Annotated in this window: 12 protein-coding genes; 5 read left to right on the top strand and 7 right to left on the bottom strand. The window is 71.9% G+C overall.

Features of this window, described 5'->3' with window-relative positions:
* Positions 1-6: 6 nt before the first annotated feature.
* Entirely contained in the window at positions 7-2190 is a 2184-nt protein-coding gene (locus ACZBH1_RS05475) for an intein-containing Rv2578c family radical SAM protein (RefSeq protein ID WP_463645752.1), read from the bottom strand.
* Positions 2191-2615: 425 nt separating this feature from the next.
* Here ACZBH1_RS05475 and ACZBH1_RS05470 point away from each other — a divergent pair, with 425 nt between their 5' ends.
* Positions 2616-3620: a M15 family metallopeptidase gene (locus tag ACZBH1_RS05470; RefSeq protein WP_463645751.1), complete on the top strand. Its 1005-nt coding sequence runs from the start codon at positions 2616-2618 to the stop codon at positions 3618-3620.
* A 133-nt stretch (positions 3621-3753) separates the two neighbouring features.
* Positions 3754-4917, top strand: coding sequence for an acyl-CoA dehydrogenase family protein (locus ACZBH1_RS05465; protein WP_336393873.1), 1164 nt, complete (start codon positions 3754-3756; stop codon positions 4915-4917).
* 78 nt (positions 4918-4995) lie between these two features.
* Here the strand turns inward: ACZBH1_RS05465 and ACZBH1_RS05460 are convergent, their stop codons facing one another.
* The 3 genes from ACZBH1_RS05460 to ACZBH1_RS05450 all read right to left on the bottom strand — a co-directional run bounded on the left by ACZBH1_RS05460 (position 4996) and on the right by ACZBH1_RS05450 (position 8512).
* Positions 4996-5847: an energy-coupling factor transporter transmembrane component T gene (locus ACZBH1_RS05460; protein ID WP_463645750.1), complete on the bottom strand. Its 852-nt coding sequence runs from the start codon at positions 5845-5847 to the stop codon at positions 4996-4998.
* Positions 5844-7880 carry an ABC transporter ATP-binding protein gene (locus ACZBH1_RS05455; protein ID WP_463645749.1) on the bottom strand — a complete coding sequence of 679 codons (2037 nt, stop codon included), beginning with the start codon at positions 7878-7880 and terminating at the stop codon, positions 5844-5846. Before ACZBH1_RS05455 ends, ACZBH1_RS05460 begins: the two co-directional genes overlap by 4 nt.
* 80 nt (positions 7881-7960) lie before the next feature.
* Positions 7961-8512, bottom strand: coding sequence for an ECF transporter S component (locus ACZBH1_RS05450; RefSeq protein ID WP_463645748.1), 552 nt, complete (start codon positions 8510-8512; stop codon positions 7961-7963).
* Between the two features lie 142 nt (positions 8513-8654).
* On the opposite strand from ACZBH1_RS05450, the gene ACZBH1_RS05445 reads away from it, so the two are divergent.
* Positions 8655-11672: a S8 family serine peptidase gene (locus ACZBH1_RS05445; protein WP_463645747.1), complete on the top strand. Its 3018-nt coding sequence runs from the start codon at positions 8655-8657 to the stop codon at positions 11670-11672.
* Between the two features lie 189 nt (positions 11673-11861).
* Here ACZBH1_RS05445 and ACZBH1_RS05440 read toward each other — a convergent pair whose 3' ends face one another.
* Both ACZBH1_RS05440 and ACZBH1_RS05435 read right to left on the bottom strand, forming a co-directional pair.
* A complete protein-coding gene (locus ACZBH1_RS05440) occupies positions 11862-12884 on the bottom strand; it encodes a pirin family protein (RefSeq protein WP_463645746.1) in 1023 nt (340 codons plus the stop codon).
* A gap of 13 nt (positions 12885-12897) precedes the next feature.
* Positions 12898-13215, bottom strand: coding sequence for a GNAT family N-acetyltransferase (locus ACZBH1_RS05435; protein ID WP_463645745.1), 318 nt, complete (start codon positions 13213-13215; stop codon positions 12898-12900).
* A gap of 201 nt (positions 13216-13416) precedes the next feature.
* On the opposite strand from ACZBH1_RS05435, the gene ACZBH1_RS05430 reads away from it, so the two are divergent.
* Positions 13417-14280, top strand: coding sequence for an SGNH/GDSL hydrolase family protein (locus ACZBH1_RS05430; RefSeq protein ID WP_378879588.1), 864 nt, complete (start codon positions 13417-13419; stop codon positions 14278-14280).
* Between the two features lie 99 nt (positions 14281-14379).
* Entirely contained in the window at positions 14380-16929 is a 2550-nt protein-coding gene (locus tag ACZBH1_RS05425) for a DEAD/DEAH box helicase (RefSeq protein WP_442928082.1), read from the top strand.
* Positions 16930-16963: 34 nt separating this feature from the next.
* Here ACZBH1_RS05425 and ACZBH1_RS05420 read toward each other — a convergent pair whose 3' ends face one another.
* On the bottom strand, positions 16964-17836 hold the full coding sequence (locus ACZBH1_RS05420) for an SDR family oxidoreductase (RefSeq protein WP_452323867.1): 873 nt from the start codon (positions 17834-17836) through the stop codon (positions 16964-16966).
* Positions 17837-17960 lie beyond the last annotated feature (124 nt).

Here is a 17960-nt window from a genome sequence, read left to right as displayed (position 1 = left end):
TCGCCGTCAGAAGAGCCGGCCGGATGCCTCGGCGCCGAGCGTCGCGATCCTCGCCGTCGCGCTCCTCGCCGTCGTGTTCCTCGCGCTCGCGGGGGCGGCACGCCCGCGTGAGGTCGTGACGATCGGAGCGGCGCGTGCGTCGGCGCGGTCGGCGAGTCCTGCCACCGGCGCCCCGCGCCCGTGCTCCTCCTCGGCGCGCCCGTCGAGCCGGTGCGCGCGCAGGAGCGGCCGCACGCGCTGCGCCAGCCATGCACGGTACGCCTTCGGCGCATTCGCGGTCACGCCGGGGTACATCCCTCGATACGACGGCACGAGTTCCGGATGCCGCTGCTCGAGCCACTGCATGAACCACTGCTTCGCGCCCGGCCGGAGGTGCAGCGCGCCGTAGACCACCCGGATCGCGCCGGCCTCTTTGATGCGGGACAGCGCGTGGTCGATCGCTGCTGTCGAGTCGGTCAGGTGCGGGATGATCGGCATCAGGAACACCGTGACGCGGAAGCCCGCGTCGGCGGCCGCGCGGACCGTCTGCAGCCGGGCGGAGGCGCTCGGCGTGCCCGGCTCGATCAGGTGCTGCAGCTCGTCGTCGAACACCGCGATCGACATGGCCAGCGTGACGGGCACGTGGGCCGCGGCATCCGTCAGCATCGGCAGATCGCGCCGCAGCAGCGTGCCCTTCGTGAGGATCGAGAACGGCGTGCCCGACTCGGCGAGCGCCGACACGATGCCCGGCATGAGCTGGTAGCGGCCCTCGGCGCGCTGGTAGGGGTCGGTGTTGGTGCCGAGCATCACCGGCTGGCGCTGCCAGCTGCCCCGCCGCAGTTCCTTCTCGAGCACGTCGGCGACGTTGATCTTCACGACGACCTGCGTGTCGAAGTCCCGCCCGGCGTCGAGGTCGAGGTACTCGTGCGTGCCCCGGGCGAAGCAGTTGTGGCTGATCACCCCGTTCGCGATGAAGTCACCCGTCGATGTCGTGATGTCGACCATGTCGATCGTCTCGCCGAGGTCTTCGATGGAGACCACCCGCAGTGGTGCGGCGGACGTGACGGCGTCGCCGATGAGGGACAGTTTGCGGGTGATCGCGGGCTGGGTGAGCTCGAAGAACCGGCGCCGGGCGGGGAGCCCGCCGAGCAGCCGCACGGCGCTCACGCCATTCGCGCGGGGCGGCTCCTGCACATGGGGGAAGCCGTGCGCGTCGAGGGCGCCGCAGATCGCAGACAGGATCCGGGGGTCGCGATTGATGATCCGCAGCACTCCCCGGCTGCAGCTCCCCTCGGCGTCGAAGACGCCGGCAAGGAACCCCCGAGACCACTCTGGCGACGGGTCAAGCGGCCATCCGATCAGTTCTGTGATCGCGTCGTCATCCGACCCGCGTGAAGTGAAGATGGCGTTCATCTCGCGGCGTTCTGCCGTCGCGGCCGAGAATCTGCGGAGGGTCGTCCGCACGCCTGCCGCCTCGAGGTAGCCGCGGGAGCGGTCCAGCGCCTCAGAATCCGCCAGAGCGAGCCGGAATCCATGTGCCACATAGGTCCCTCGCCCGTTGCTTCGCGGGTACGACCGTCTGAGCATCATCGCGTCACCGCGGATCAGGCCGCAGAGATAGCCCGACTGGTACGCGTCCGTCGGAAGCGCGGGGGACGAGGTGCCGCCGAGGCCGAAGCCCAGGAGCTTGTTGTTCGTCGTGAGGTGCGGTCGCTGCGGCGCCCCCTTCGGTGCGGGCTGCACGTGCTTCCAGCCGCGTTCGGTGAGGAAGCGGTGGTCACCGCTCGCCACGAGCAGGGTGCCGTCGGCGAGCGTCACACGATACGCGCGCTTGCGCGTCTCCCACTGTGCGGAGACTGTCGCGCGGACATATCTGCGGTAGGCGCCCTCCCGACGGGTGCCGACGACCTCGTCACCCGCGCGAACGTCACCGATGCGCTTGCTGCGTCCGTCGGCCATCAGAACCTGCGTGTCGGGATGCAGGCAGTACACGCACGAGTGACTGCATCCGCGGTACGGGTTCACGGTCCAGTCGAACGGCATCGCGGACGCCATCGGCACATGGTTGAGCGCCGACTTGCAGAGCACCTCGTGGAAGGTCACGCCGGCGAACTCGGGCGTGGTGACCGAGCGCACGAGGCCGTTGAGCTGCTCGAGGCCGGGCAGGGCCGCGGCATCCGCCACACCCAGCTCCTGACCCTGCCAACGCATTCACCCATGAGAACAAAAATTCGAAAGCGCGTCAAGACACCGGGGCGGTGTGTCGAACATCGCGGGAAAGCGTGCGCCGATGCTCCGTCCAGGTCAGAATGGCAGGCGTGACGGAGCCTGGCCGGCTCGCCACCCCCCGAGCCGTTCCCGAGACTCGTCGCGCTGCCCGAGCGATGCGCGATGAGGCGGCGCGGCGCGCCCGGGAGGAGTCCGCCGCGGTCGCACCGGACGCCGCGTCCGCCGCACCTGCACCCGCTGCCGCGGCCTGCACGGCCTCCCCCGCGTCCGCGCCTCACACCGCATCCCCCGCGTCCGCGCCTCGCACCACCTCCCCTGCGGCGGCCGCGCCCGACACGGCAGCGACGCATCCGGTTCCCTCGCTGCGAGCGCGACCGGGCGGGCGCGTCGCGCGCCATAGCCGCCCGGTGACGAGTGAGCGGCGGGCCGCCCGCGGCGCCGAGGTCCTCGCCGTCGGCGAGGACGCGCAGCCGGTCCGGCACGCGCGTCCCCGGCGGCTCACGGGCCGCGTCGCCGCGGTGGCGGGCCTCGCCGCAGGTGCGGCACTGCTGCTCGGCTCGGCGGCGATGACGGCCGCGATGCTGCCGCCCGCCCCGCCGGCAGAGGTCGAGGCTGCGCTCACCACCACGCTGGAGGCGCGTGAGATCGAGCAGCTCCCCGTGCCCGCCGTGGAGCAGTCGCCGCTGGCCGCAGACCTCTGCGCTCTGCCCGAGTTCCTCACCGCGCTCCGCTCGGGCGCCGACGAGCAGGCGATCGTCGCCGCGGGCGGCGGCGAGGCGTTCCGCTCGGCAGTGGTCGACGGCCGTGCGCCGTGCGTGGACCTCGGCGACTCGTCGCGCATCTGGGCCGTCGTCGACAAGCTGCGCCCCGCGTCTCCGATCGACTATCGCCCCGGCGGCCTGGTGCTGCCCGACGGCGTGCGCAACATCGAGGGAGGCGCCCTGCGCACGGAGGCGGCATCCGCTCTCACCTCGCTCGTCAATGCGGCGCGCACGGCTGGCGTCGGCGAGATCGCCCTGGAGAGCGGGTTCCGCTCGTACCAGACGCAGCAGCAGACCTACGGGCGGCATTTCGCAGAGCGTGGCGACCGTGCCGATCAGGTCAGTGCGCGGCCCGGGTACAGCGAGCACCAGCTGGGCCTCGGGGCCGACGTCGTCGCGTGCGCCGGCGCCTGCGGCACACTCGACGACCTCGCCGCGACGCCGCAGGGGCAGTGGGTCGCTGCGCACGCGTGGGAGCACGGGTGGATCGTGCGCTACGTCGAGGGCGCGACCGAGGTGACCGGGTACCTGCCGGAGCCCTGGCACCTGCGCTACATCGGGCCCGAACTCGCCAAGGCGTACCACGACGGCGGGTGGACGTCGCTGGAGGCCTTCTTCGCCCTCGCCCCCGCGCCGGACTACGCGCAGTGAGCGGGCGCGGCATCCGTGATGAAGGAACTCGATTCCACATCAGGTGAGACTGGATGTCGCGGGCGCGGCGTAGGATCGGGGTACCGGGGCCGCGACGGGACGCCGGCTCGACGAAGAGAGAGGTTCGCCTGCCATGGAGCGGGATATCTACGACGAGGACCACGACGCCTTCCGCGACGTCGTCAAGGAGTTCATCAAGCGCTACGCCTCGGACGAGAAGCGCCGGCAGTGGGACCGCGACGGCGAGATCGACCGCGCCACCATGCTGGCGGCGGGCGAGGCCGGGATCATCGGCCTGTCGGTGCCCGAGGAGTTCGGTGGCGCCGGCATGCTGCAGGACTACCGCTTCCGCTCGATCGTGCTCGAAGAGACGATCGGCGCGGGCCTCGGCTCGCTGGCCGGCGCCCTCGGCATCCAGGACGACCTGGCCGTGCCCTACATCGTGCACATGGGCACGCAGGAGCAGAAGGAGAAGTGGCTGCCGGGCATGGCGACCGGCGAGATCCTCGGCGCCCTCGCGATGACCGAGCCCGGCGCCGGCTCGGACCTCCGCGGCATCAAGACCACCGCCAAGCGCGTCGAGGGCGGCTACATCGTCAACGGTGCGAAGACCTTCATCTCGTCGGGCAAGACCGCCGACATGGTGGTCACCTTCGTCAAGACGGGTGAGGGCAACCGGCCGGATGCCTTCAGCCTGCTGATCCTCGAGGACGGCATGACGGGCTTCGACCACGGCAAGAAGCTCGAGAAGATGGGCTTCCACGGCTGGGACACCGCCGAGCTGTCGTTCACCGACGTCTTCGTTCCCGAAGAGAACCTCATCGGCGGCAAGGAGGGCCTCGGCTTCATCCAGCTCATGATGAACCTGCCGCTCGAGCGCCTGTCGATCGGCGTCGCGGCGGCGGCAGCGGGCGAGGCCGCGTTCGTGTGGACCCGCGACTACGTGCTCAGCCGTGAGGCGTTCGGCGAGCGCATCGCCGACTTCCAGAACACCCGCTTCAAGCTCGCCGACATGGCCACCACCGTCGACGTCATGTGGGCCTACGTCGACCGCGCGATGATGCTCTACCGGGATGAGAAGCTCACCGCCGAGGAGGCCGCGAAGGTCAAGTTCTGGACGACCGACCGCGAGGCCGAGCTCCTCGATGTCGGCGTGCAGCTGCACGGCGGCTACGGCTACATCACCGAGTACCCGATCGCCCGCGCCTATCTCGATGCCCGCGTGCACCGCATCTACGGCGGCACGAACGAGATCATGCGCGACATCGTCTCGCGCCAGATCGTCGGCAAGCGCTGACGGATGCCACGACCCGGCCCTCTGCGGAGGCGCCGGGTCTCCGGCATCCGTCGCTCCCGGGCGGAGGCCCGCTCGAGGTCAGGCCAGACCCCACGGGAAGGTGGCGGCGAGCAGAGCCGCGGAGACCGCCCAGAAGGCCAGCGTGAAGACGGTGTCGCGCGCCCGCCACGGCACGGTGTACCGCTCGGTGCGGTCGGGGTGCGCCCCGAAGGCGCGGGCATCCATCGCGAGCGCGACCCTCTCGGCGTGGCGGATCGCTCCGGCCAGAAGCGGCACGATGTAGCCGAACCACCGCGCGACCGCGACGAACGGCCCCCGTCCGCCGTGCGCACCGCGCACGCGATGCGCCTGGCGGATCACGTCGAGCTCGTACCCGAAACGGGGCAGGAACCGGAACGCCGCGAGCGCGGTGTAGCCGATCCGGTACGGCACCCGCAGCTGCTGCACCGTGGCGCGCACGAGGTCGGGACCCGTCGTCGACAGGCCGGTGATCAGGGTGAGCGCGAGGATGGCCGACAGCCGGAGCCCGGTGGCGAAGCCGACGGCGAGGGCTCCGCCGTACATCGTCCAGCCGCCCACCTGCCACACCACCCAGGACTGGTCGACGCGCGACGCGTCCGTCCACAGCGCGAATCCGAAACCGATGATCAGGGCACCGAGCGGCAGCGCGAGGAACAGGATCGCCGCCAGGCGCCGCGTGAACGAGACGCCCACCAGCAGCACGGCGTACGCGAGCGCGAGGAAGGCCGCAGGGGTCGCGGCATCCCGCACGAAGACCAGCAGCGCGGCGGCGGGCAGTGGTGCAGCGAGCTTGGCGAGCGGGTTGAGGCCGTACAGGAAGCGGACGGCGGATGCCTCGACCCGCCGCGCGTACGGATCGACCGCGCTGCGCGACGCCGTCGCCACGGTCAGGGGCCCGGTGTCGGTCACAGCGCACCTCCCGCGGCGTGCGGGGCGGGTGCCGCGTGCGGGCCGAGCTCGTGATCATTCGCGGCGGAGTGGTCGGGATCGGCGACCTTGCGCGACCTCGACGCGTCGTTCGGAAGCTCGGCCGACGCGGCGCCGTTCGGGAGCTGGGCGGGCGCCCCGTCGGGCTCGGAGCGCGGGAGGGCCGCCCGGCCGCCGGGGAGATCGGCCAGACGCGCGATGCGGGCGAGCTCGGGGTGGCGCACGAGGTTCCGCAGCGCACGCCGCAGCGGCGGCGGGCGCAGGCCTGCGCCGGTGATGAAGGCGTCGTCGGCGAACACCTCGGCGGTCGGGCCCTCGGCGAGCACGCGGCCGCCGGTCATCACGACGGTGCGGTCGGCGTAGTCGGTGACCAGCTGCATGTCGTGGGTCACCACCAGGATCGTGGTGCCCTCGGCGTTCAACTCCGACAGCAGCGACAGCAGCTCCTCCGCCCGTGCACGGTCCTGGCCGAAGGTGGGCTCGTCGAGCACGAGCACGGGGGCCCCGGCGACGAGCGCCGTGCCGACCGAGAGCCGCCGCTTCTGGCCGCCCGACAGCAGGAACGGGTGGCTCGCCGCCTTCGAGGCGAGCCCGAATCGATCCAGGAGAGCCGTCGTGCGCGTCCGCACCTCCTCCTCGGGCAGGCGCTGCAGCCGCAGGCCGTGCGCGATCTCGTCGAAGACCGTGTGCGCGATGAACTGGTGCTCGGGGTTCTGGAACACGAAGCCGATGCGCCGGCTCAGGGTGCGGGCGTCAGCGCGACCGACGTCGACCCCGTCGACGTGCACGGTGCCCTTCGGCGGCGCGACGACGCCCGCCATCGCCTGGATGAGGCTGGTCTTGCCGGCGCCATTCGCCCCGACGACCGCGACGAACGCGCCGCGCGGAACATCGAGGTCGATGTCGTGGAGCACCTCGGTGCGGCCGCGGCGCAGCGTCAGGCCGCGCACGCGGATGAGCGGGCCGGGTGGCTTGCCTGCGGCCGGTCCGGAAACCGGAGATTCAGCGGTTTTCCGGACTGCGGCGGGCGTGGCATCCGGAATCTGCGCGATTGTCCGAATCCCGGATGCCGCGGGGGCCGGTGCGGGGGGAGACCCGGACGCCGCGGGGGCCGGTGCGGGGGGAGACGCGGATGCTGCGGGGACGGGCGCGGGCTCGGCGTCGAGGGCGGCGCGCAGCTCGTCAGGGGTGAGGGGAAGGGGCTCGAGCGCGAAGCCGGCGCGGCGGAGACGCAGCGCGGCGATCGTGGACACGGGCAGCCAGACACCCATCCGCTGCAGCTCCTCGGCGCGGCCGCGGAGGACCTCGTCGACGGTGCCGTCGGCGAAGAGCCGCCCGTCGTGATCGAGCACGACCACCCGGTCGACGAATCCGACCGCGGCATCGAGGTTGTGCTCGACGAGCAGGATGGCCCGATCCCCGGCGGCCACGAGCTCGGCCAGGGCGGCGTAGACCTCTTCGATCCCGGCGGGGTCGAGGTTCGCGGTCGGCTCGTCCAGCACGAGCAGCGGCGAGCCCATCGCGAGGGCGCAGGCGATCGCCAGCCGCTGACGTCCGCCGCCCGACAGCCGGTCGGGGTTCTCGGAGCGGCGCTCCCACAGCCCCACGCGGCGCAGGGCGGCCTCGGTGCGGGCGAGGACGTCGGGCACCGGCATCCGCAGGTTCTCCGGACCGAACGCGACCTCGTCGAGAACCGTTCCGGTGACCAGCTGCGCGTCCGGATCCTGGAAGACCATGCCGACGCGGGTGCTGAGCTCGGCGACCGCGGTGTGCCGGGTGTCGAGGCCGCCGACCTCGACGGATCCCGTGACGTCGGCGGGCACGGTGTGGGGGATGAGCCCGTTCAGCGCGAGCGTGAGCGTCGACTTGCCCGAGCCGCTGGGTCCGAGGAGCAGCACGACCTCACCCGGTGAGACGTCGAACGACACGGATGCCGGCGCCGGGGCGGTCTCGCCGTCGTGGGTGACGCCGAGCTCGCGCACCCGCAGCAGCGGCGCGGCAGTGGACACGGGCATCCGATCGTGGTGGAAACTTAGCCTTCCCTAACCTACCCGCGTCCTGGGTGGCGGCGAAACGAGCTCGCGCGCGGACGACGTCAGGCGCGGCTTCGGCGCGCCACGCCGGCGCGGCGCAGCGCCGCGCCGATCCCGAGCCCCACGGCGGTCCATGCCACCGGACCGACGATGAAGAGCGCGACGTAGACGATCTGACCCCAGACCGGGAACCGCGACACGTCCGCGGCGAACCAGATCGCCACAGCGATCACGGCGCCCACGATCACCGCCGAGAGGAAGAACCGCCAGGGCTCCCAGCGCTTGTAGCGCGACGTGGCGGCGACCAGCTCCTGCAGCGCGCCGACGAGCAGGGCGGTGCCGATGTACCGGCCGATCCACAGCGGAACGACGGCGCTGGCGACGAGCGCCGCGATGAGGTGCGTGATCAGCGCGACCCACGGACGCCGGAGCAGCTCCTGGGCCACCACACCCGGAAGGACGTGCACCCCGAGCACGAGTCCGTACAGGATCGGCGCGCCCGCCGAGACGAACCCGCTGATGGCCCCGGCGCCGGCCTGCAGAACACCCGTCGCAACACCGATGGCCGCGCACGTGAGCAGAACGCTCGTCGAAAGTCGAATCGGCTCAGCCACCTGCCCAGCCTATCGGCGGGAGGCCTCTCGATTCTCACAGAGCTCTCATTAACCGAGAATCAACCGAGAGTTAGGTTTGAGGTCGCTGCGCCCCGACGAAGTGGCGCAGCGACTCCCCACGAAAACCAATATGGAGGCCACGATGGGTCGATCCTCCGTCAGAGCAGCCGCGGTCGTCACACTCGCCGCACTGTTCACGGGCACTGCCACAGCCAGCTTCGGCGCGGCGCCGGAGGAGGTGAGAACCCCCGTTCCGATCGATGCGCCCTCCGGCCGCTACATCGTCATGCTGAAGGACGCACCGCTGGCGACGTACGACGGCGGCCAGGCCGGCATCCAGCGCACGAAGCCCGAGACCGGGAGGCAGCTGGACGCGCACTCCGCGAACTCGCAGAAGTACATCGCGCACCTCAAGAAGGAGCAGCAGGAGGTCGCCGCCGAGGCGGGCGTCACGCCCGCCACGACGTACCAGGTGACCCTGAACGGGTTCACCGCCGACCTCGACGGCGCTCAGGTCGCGAAGCTGCAGAGCGACAAGAACGTGCTCGGGGTGTACCCCGACGAGATCCGCCACCCCGACGCCGTCCCGTCCACCGAGTTCCTCGGACTCGGCTCGGGTGACGCCGGCACCGGCGGAGTGTGGGATGCCGTCGGCGGCGTCGCCGAGGCCGGCAAGGGCGTCGTCGTCGGCGTGGTCGACACCGGCATCGCCCCGGAGAACCCGTCGTTCGCCGGCGACAAGCTCATCGGCAAGCCCGGAACGGGCAAGCCGTACATCAACGGCGACAACGTCGTCTTCAAGAAGTCCGACGGCAACGAGTACCGCGCCCGGCGCGTGGACGCGTCCGACCAGGGCTGGACGAAGGACCTCTACAGCACCAAGCTCATCGGCGCGCAGTTCTTCGCCGACGGCGCCGCGGCGACGGGCTTCGACTTCAGCTACGACTACCTGTCGCCGCGCGACGGTGACGGCCACGGCTCGCACACCGCGAGCACGGCGGCCGGCAACTTCGGTGTCGAGGCGTCGGTCGAGGGCGTCGGCTTCGGCGACGTCTCGGGTGTCGCCCCGGCCGCGAAGGTCGCGTCGTACAAGGCCTGCTACGTGGGTCCGGACGACCTCGTCACCAGCGACGACATCTGCGCGCTGAGCGACCTGCTCGCCGCGATCGACACGGCAGTCGCCGACGGCGTGGACGTGATCAACTACTCGATCGGCGGCGGCTCGGCCACCACCGTGCTCCAGCCGGAGGACATCTCGTTCTTCAACGCGGCGGCCGCCGGCGTGTTCGTCGCGGTGAGCGCGGGCAACAGCGGCCCCGGTGCCGCCACGGCCGACCACGCGTCGCCGTGGTACACCACGGTCGCGGCATCCACCATCCCGACGTACGAGGGCACCGTCACGCTGCCGAACGGCTTCCAGGCCGCCGGCGCCTCGGTGACCGTGCCGTTCGGCGAGAGCCTGACCGGTCCGGTCGTGTACTCGGGCGACGTCGCCAAGGCGGGCGCCGCTCCGAACGAGGCGGCCCTGTGCTTCCTCGGCACGCTCGACCCGGCCAAGGTCGCCGGCAAGATCGTGGTCTGCGACCGCGGCACGAACGCTCGCGTCGAGAAGTCGCAGGAGGTCGCCGCTGCCGGCGGCACGGGCATGATCCTCGTGAACGTGACCCCGGGCTCGCTCGACAACGACTTCCACTCGGTCCCCACCGTGCACATCGACGCGCAGCACCGCACGGCGCTGCTGGACTACGTGCGCGGCACCGCGGACGCCACGGCGACCCTCGTGGGTGACAACATCACCGGCAAGGAGACCCCGACCCCGCAGGTCGCGGGCTTCTCGAGCCGCGGTCCGATGCTCGCCGACGGCGCCGACGTCATCAAGCCCGACGTCTCGGCTCCGGGTGTCGCGATCGTCGCCGCCACCCACAACGGTCCGACCGAGGCGCCGACGTTCGGCTTCAAGTCGGGCACGTCGATGTCGTCGCCGCACGTCGCCGGCCTCGGCGCGCTGTACCTCGGTGAGCGCCCGACGGCCACGCCGGCCGAGATCAAGTCCGCGCTCATGACGACCGCGTACAACACGGTCAAGGCCGACGGCACCGACAGCACCGACCCGTTCGCGCAGGGTGCCGGCCACGTCGACCCGACGAAGTACTTCGAGCCCGGGCTGCTGTACCTCAACGGTCCCGCGGACTGGGCGGGGTACCTCGAGGGCGCGCTCGGCGAGGACCTCTTCGGCGAGATCGAGCCCACCGATCCCAGCGACCTGAACCTCGCGTCGTTCGGCATCGGCACCCTCCCCGGCCCGCAGACGGTGACCCGCACGGTCACCGCGACGCAGGCCGGCACGTTCACCGCCGAGGCATCCGTCCCCGGCATGAACGTGACCGTCGAGCCGAGCACGCTGACCTTCGGCGCGGCGGGCGAGACGCAGTCGTTCACGGTCTCCTTCGCGAAGGGCGACGCCCCGGTCGAGCAGTGGGCCACCGGCTTCCTCACCTGGACGTCGGGCGAGACCGAGGTGCGCTCGCCGATCGCGGTGTTCCCGGTGACGGCCGCCGCTCCCGCGCAGGTCGAGGGCGAGGGTGCCGACGGCAGCGTCGACATCGAGATCACGCCGGGCATCACGGGCGACCTCCCGCTGAACCTGGCCGGCCTCGCTCGCGAGGACGTGCTGATCGACGGCACCGAGGCCACCGGTGCCGAGGATGACGGGTACACCTACGAGCTGGTCCAGGTGGCCGCCGGGACCGAGCTGGCGCGCTTCGCGCTCGACTCGTCCGACGACACCGGGTCCGATCTCGACCTCACGGTCTACCGTGTGGTGGGCCCCACCGATCTGCGCTACTACGAGAACTGGCAGTCCGCGTCGGCTTCGGCCGACGAGGCCGTCCAGATCGTGGCGCCGACCGCGGGCTACTACCTCATCGAGGCGCACGTGTACTCGTACACGGACCCCTTCACCTGGCAGGCCACCTCGGCTCTCGTCACGCCGGACGGACTCGGATCGCTCACCGCGACCCCGAACCCGCTGCCGGTGACCGAGGCCACGCCGACGGAGTTCCAGCTGTCATGGTCGGGACTCGAGAGCGGAAGCTACCTGGGTGTCGTGCGCTACGGCGACTCGCAGGTGCGCACGGTCGTCTCGGTCGACGTGCCGTAACCGTTCCACACCGAAGAGGCGTCCGGGCTGCGGCCCGGGCGCCTCTTCGCGTGCCGGGGCGGGGTCGCCACGACGCGTGCACAGAATCGGAGGCTTCGGGCGGCGCGCCGGGCGACGGATGCCTCGCCCCGACGTGTCGGCGAAAACCTCCGACGCTGTGCACGGCAGGCGATGCCGAGGCCGAAGGGGCTAGAGCCGTCGCCGACGCCGCGTGAGCCTCACGGCGGGCAGCGGCGGGGCGGGGATGCGCTCGTCGCCATGATCGACGACCCGGCCGAACCGCTCCGAGCCGGCCTCCCACGCCTCGCGCGCCTCGACGATCTCCTCGTGGGAGCGGCCGACGAAGTTCCACCACATCACGACGTCGTCCTCGAACGGCTCGCCGCCGAGCAGGAAGAGCGTCGCGCCGGCCGCGCTCGACAGCACGACGTCGTCGCGCTGGGTTCCGAGGTACAGCAGGTGCTCGGTGTCCAGGACGACGACGGTGCCGGTCCCGTCGCCGACGGCGGACGCCACCTCGGCCTCGCCCGCCACGGCGATGAGCGCGTGCTCCCACGCCGCCTGCAGGGGAACGCGGACCGTCGCGCCGGGCGGGATGCGCAGCTCCGCCCCGACGATCGGCGTGTACACGGTGGCCGGCGACGCGACCCCGGCGAGCTCGCCGAGCACGACGGTCGCCGCGCCCGGGGAGCCGAGGAGCGCCGGAAGCTCGACGTCGGGCAGCACGTCGTGCTGCTCGAACGCCGGCGCGCCGTGGCGGCGGGACTCCGGCAGTGCGATCCACAGCTGCAGCGCGTCGAGCGGGGTGGGGCCGTCGCCGACGGAGTACTCGGAGTGGGAGATGCCCGCGCCGCTGGTCATGAGGTTGAGCGCCCCGCGGCGGACGACGACGTCGCTGCCCACCGAGTCGCGGTGGCGCACATCGCCGAGGTACGGCCACGTCACCGTCTGCAGCCCGATGTGCGGATGCGGCTCCACCCGCATGCGGGCGTCCTGCGGACCGAACCGGTCGAGGAAGCACCAGGCGCCGACCAGCGGCAGGTCGCGCTGCGGCAGCGAGCGATGCACCGACATGGCGCGGACGCCCCCGAGCGGGACCTCCCTCGATTCGAGGAGCAGCGTGCGCGGGCCGGAGCATTCGACGGCGGATGCCACCTCCATCGCGTCCGGACGGAGGCCGCCGGCGGTCGACGAGGCGTCGAGGCGGGTCATCGCCCTGGTCCGCTCACTCGGGGTGCGGCTGGCCGGGCCACTCGATCGTGAGCCCGGGGACCTCGTTCTCGCGCAGGTACTTGGCCACGACAGGGCAGTGCGGCACGACGGTCTCGCCGCGGCGCGCGGCATCCGTCATCGCCTCCGACACGACCGCCTGCGCGAGTCCGCGTCCGCGGAACGCCGGGTCGACCTCGGTGTGCGGGAAGAGCAGGTGCCCGCGGGAGTCGATGCGGAACGTCGTGAAGCCGGCGAGGACGTCTCCGACGTGCACCTCGTAGCGATGCTCCTCGTCGTTGCGGGTCACGGTGATCTGTTCGGTGTCGGTCACTCGGATTCCTTCCGTCGTTCCCTTCAACGTACGTGTCGTGCGCGTGATTCCGCCAGCGCGCGCGGGGGCCTCTGGCGGGACGGATGCCGCGGGTCTATCGTCGGCATCAACTGCGGCGTCCCTCGGGCGAGAAGACGGCGACGAGGCAGCAGCCGATTCACGGGGGAATCGATCGGAACGCTGGGGATTCGAAGGGGAATCATGAAACGACGCATTCTCGCCGCGGTCGCGGCGATGGCACTCGGAATCGGCCTGATCGGAGCGGGAGCGGCAAGCGCGACGGCCGCGCCGCCGCAGCCGGTGGCGAAGTACGTGGCTCTCGGCGACTCAATCGCGGCGGGCCAGGGCGGAGGAGTCCCCCTGGACTCGTGCGTTCGCACCGACGGGGGCTACGCCGCCCAGCTCGACGATGTGCCCAGGATCAATCTGCTCCGCAACCCGGGCTGCTCCGGCGCCACGATCGAAGAGACCTGGGCCCAGCTGTCGCAGGTGAACCGCGGCACCACCCTCGTCACGCTCACCGTGGGCGCGAACGATCTCGGTCTCGATGCGGTGTACGCGCAGTGTGCGGCGGTTCCCGCCGGCGGCGACCTCAATGCGTGCCTGATGGCGGTTCAGACCGTCATCGACGACGCGCCCGGCCTCGTTCAACCGCTCGCGATGCTGATCGGCGAGATCGCGCAGCGCGCGCCCAACGCCACCATCGTCGTCACCGGTTACCCGCACCTGCTCGAGCCGGTCGATGTGCAGGCGTGCGCGCTGGTCGCACCGGTCGAGCAGTGCTTGGCGCTGGCCGCCCTCGCCCAGGCCGTCAACACAGCCACGGACGCCCTCAACGCCGTGATCCAGGCAGCGGTGGCGCTGGCCGCCGCGAACGGTGCGAACGTGGTCTACGCCGATGTCGTCGAGGCGTTCCTCGGGCACGGCGTGCAGCTGGTGCCCGGCGCGCCGAGCGATCCCTGGTTCGGACTGGACCCGGTGAACGATCCGGCCGGCTTCCTCCACCCGACCTACGCGGGGTACACCGCGTACACCCAGGTGATCCAGGCCGTGCTCGCGGGCTGATGACGGTGACGGATGCCGCGGCCCGCGGCATCCGTCCCGCCCCTGCCGTCGGGACGGGAGCGGCCCGCGCCGGCGGCAACGTCGGGCAGACTCGATCGGGTGACGCTACTCGAGACGATCGCGGCCGCGGCCGAGGCATCCGGATCCCCCGACGGCCCGGACGCCGACGCCCTGTACGACGCGTTCGTGGAGTGGGCGGGCGATCGGGGCTTCGCGCTGTACCCCGCGCAGGACGAGGCCGTCATCGAGATCGTGTCGGGCTCGCACGTGATCCTGTCGACGCCGACCGGGACCGGCAAGTCGCTGGTCGCCGTCGCCGCGCACGCCGCGTGCGTCGCCCGCGGCGGTCGCACCTACTACACCGCCCCGATCAAGGCGCTGGTGAGCGAGAAGTTCTTCGCGCTCGTCGACATCTTCGGCGCGGCGAACGTCGGCATGGTCACCGGCGACTCGTCGGTGAATCCCGACGCTCCCATCGTGTGCTGCACCGCGGAGATCCTCGCGAACCTCGCGCTGCGGCAGGGTGCCGACGCCGCCGTCGACCAGGTCGTGATGGACGAGTTCCACTACTACGGCGACCCCGAGCGCGGCTGGGCATGGCAGGTGCCCCTGCTCCTGCTGCCGAGGGCGCAGTTCGTGCTCATGTCGGCCACGCTCGGCGACGTCACGGCGATCGCCGAGGACCTCGAGCGCCGCACCGGCCGCACGGTGTCGCGCATCACCGGCGTGGAGCGCCCCGTGCCGCTGCACTTCTCGTATGCCCGCACGCCCATCCACGAGACCGTCGAGGAGCTGCTGCAGACCGGCGAGTCCCCGGTGTACGTCGTGCACTTCTCGCAGGCCGCCGCGATGGAGCGCGCGCAGGCGCTGTCGTCCATCAAGATCGTGAGCCGCGAGCAGCGCGACGCCATCGCCGAGGCCATCGGCGGCTTCCGGTTCACGACGGCCTTCGGGCGCACCCTCTCGCGCTACGTCCGCGCGGGCATCGGCGTGCACCACGCCGGCATGCTGCCGCGCTACCGCCGCCTCGTCGAGACCCTCGCGCAGCGCGGCCTCCTCCGGGTCATCTGCGGCACCGACACCCTGGGCGTCGGGATCAACGTGCCGATCCGCACCGTGCTCATCACGGCGCTGTCGAAGTTCGACGGCACCCGCATGCGGCAGCTGTCGGCACGCGAGTTCCACCAGGTCGCCGGTCGCGCCGGCCGCGCCGGGTTCGACACATCCGGAACCGTCGTCGTGATGGCGCCGGAGTGGGAGATCGAGAACGAGGCTGCGCTGCGCAAGGCGGGCGACGACCCCGCGAAGCGCAAGAAGATCGTGCGGAAGAAGGCGCCGACCGGCGTCGTGAACTGGGGCATCGGCTCGTTCGAGCGGCTCGTCGACGCCGAACCCGAACCCCTCGTGCCGCACCTCCAGCTCACCGCGGCGATGCTCATCAACGTGATCGCGCGCGGCGGCGACGTGTTCGAGCACGTCCGCTCGCTCGTGTTCGACAACCACGAGCCCCGCGCCCGGCGCTACGAGCTCGCCCGGCGGGCGATCGCGATCTTCCGCACGCTCGTCACCGCCGGCGTCGTCCAGGTCGACCGCAGCGGAGCGGATGCCGCGGCGCCCGGCATCCGTCTCACCGTCGATCTGCAGCCGAACTTCGCACTCAACCAGCCGCTGTCGCCGTTCGCGCTCGCTGCGATCGAGCTCCTCGACCCGGAGGACACCGCCGGTGCCGCCGGGACGGGGCACTACGCGCTGGACGTGGTCAGCGTCATCGAGGCGACGCTCGACGACCCGAGGCCGATCCTCGCGCAGCAGGAGTTCAAGGCGCGCGGCGAGGCGGTGGCCGCGATGAAGCAGGACGGGATCGAGTACGACGAGCGCATGGCGCTGCTCGAGGAGGTCACGTACCCCAAGCCGCTCGAGGAGCTGCTGACCCAGGCGTACGAGGTGTTCGCGGCGAGCCAGCCGTGGGTGCGCGACTTCGCGCTGTCGCCGAAGTCCGTCGTGCGCGACATGTTCGAGCGCGCGCTGTCGTTCTCGGAGCTCATCTCGCAGTACCAGCTGGCCCGCAGCGAGGGCCTCGTCCTGCGCTACCTCTCGGACGCCTATCGCGCCATCCGGCAGACGGTGCCCGCCGAGGCGCAGACCGAGGATCTGCACGACCTCGTCGCGTGGCTCGGCGAGGTGGTGCGGCAGGTCGACTCCAGCCTCGTGGACGAGTGGGAGGCGCTGGTCAATCCCGTCGACGACCCCGCCGCGCCGGTCGTCCCGCCCGCGCCGCCGTCGGTGCTCACCAACCGCCGCGCCTTCCTCGTGCTGGTGCGCAACGAGCTGTTCCGGCGCGTGCAGCTGGCCGCGCTGCAGCGCGACGACGAGCTCGTCGAGCTCGATCCCGACGTCGACTGGCCGGCCGCGCTCGACGCGTACTTCGACGAGCACGACGAGATCCTGACGGGCGGCGCCGCGCGGTCGCCGCGCCTGGTGACGGTGGATGAGACGGATGCCGCGGCATCCGGTCTCTGGCGCGTCGAGCAGACCGTCGACGACCCGGCCGGCGACCACGACTGGCGCATCCGCGGTGTGGTGGACCTGCCCGCCTCGGAGGAGGCGGGGACGGCCGTCGTACGCATCACCGAGGTCGTGCGGCTGTAGCCGACGCGCCGAGGCGTCGTCGACGAGCCCGTCGTCAGCCGAGCCCGAGCCCGCCGTCCGTGGAGAGCACCTGCCCCACGACCCACGCGCCGTCGGGGCTCGCGAGCCAGCCGATCAGGCGCGCCGGGTCGGCCGGCTCGCCGTAGCGGCCGAAGGGCGTCGAGCGCATCCAGGCCTCGATCTCGTCGAGCGGCCGGTCGGTCGTCTCCGGGTCGAGGTAGCCGGTGTTGACGGGGCCGGGGTCGATCGTGTTGAGGATGATGCCGAGCTCGAGCAGCTCCGCCGCCACCGTCTTGGTGATGCCCGCCAGCACCGCCTTGCTCGCGGCGTAGGCGACCTCGCCGCGCATCGGGCCGTGGATCTGGCCGGAGGTCATCCAGAACACCCGGCCGGTGGGCTCGGCGAACGGTCCGCGCCGCTCGATGCGCTCGCCGGGTCGCGCACCCGGTCCGTCGCCGGCGTGGAGGGCGGCGAACTCGCGGGTCAGCAGGATCGTCGAGCGCGCGTTGGCCTGCCAGAACCCGTCGAGCCGGTCCGCGGTCATGTCGAGGATCGACCCGTCGTCGCCGGACTGCGCGTGGTTGCACACGAGGATGTCGAGCCGGCCGGTCAGTGCGCGGGCCGCCTCGATGACACGGGGAACGGATGCCGCGTCCCGCAGGTCCGCGCCGAGGTCGCCGAGCAGGGCGCCGGGGGTGAGCTCGGCACGCAGCGCGTCGCGCACCGCGTCCAGGTCGTCGCCGCCCCACGGCAGGACGGTGTCGTGCGGGCGGAAGTGGTGGATGAAGACGTCGGCGCCGAGGCGCGCGAGCTGCGACGCGACGGCGAACCCGATGCCGCGCCGGCGTGAGACGCCGGTGACGAGGGCGGTCCTGCCGCGCAGCGGCAGGGAGGAGGAGGGGAACATGCGATGCCTTTCGTGGACGCCGTGTCGCGGCATCCGGATCATGCGCCCGCGCGGATCGCAGCGGGCGGCAGGGTGACGGAAGCGGCTCACCGGCATTGCATGACGACGACGATAACGGATGCCG

Source organism: Microbacterium sp. ZXT2-5 (assembly GCF_055329545.1).
Note: the sequence above shows the minus strand (reverse complement) of the source record. Positions and strands in the feature narration are given on the sequence as shown.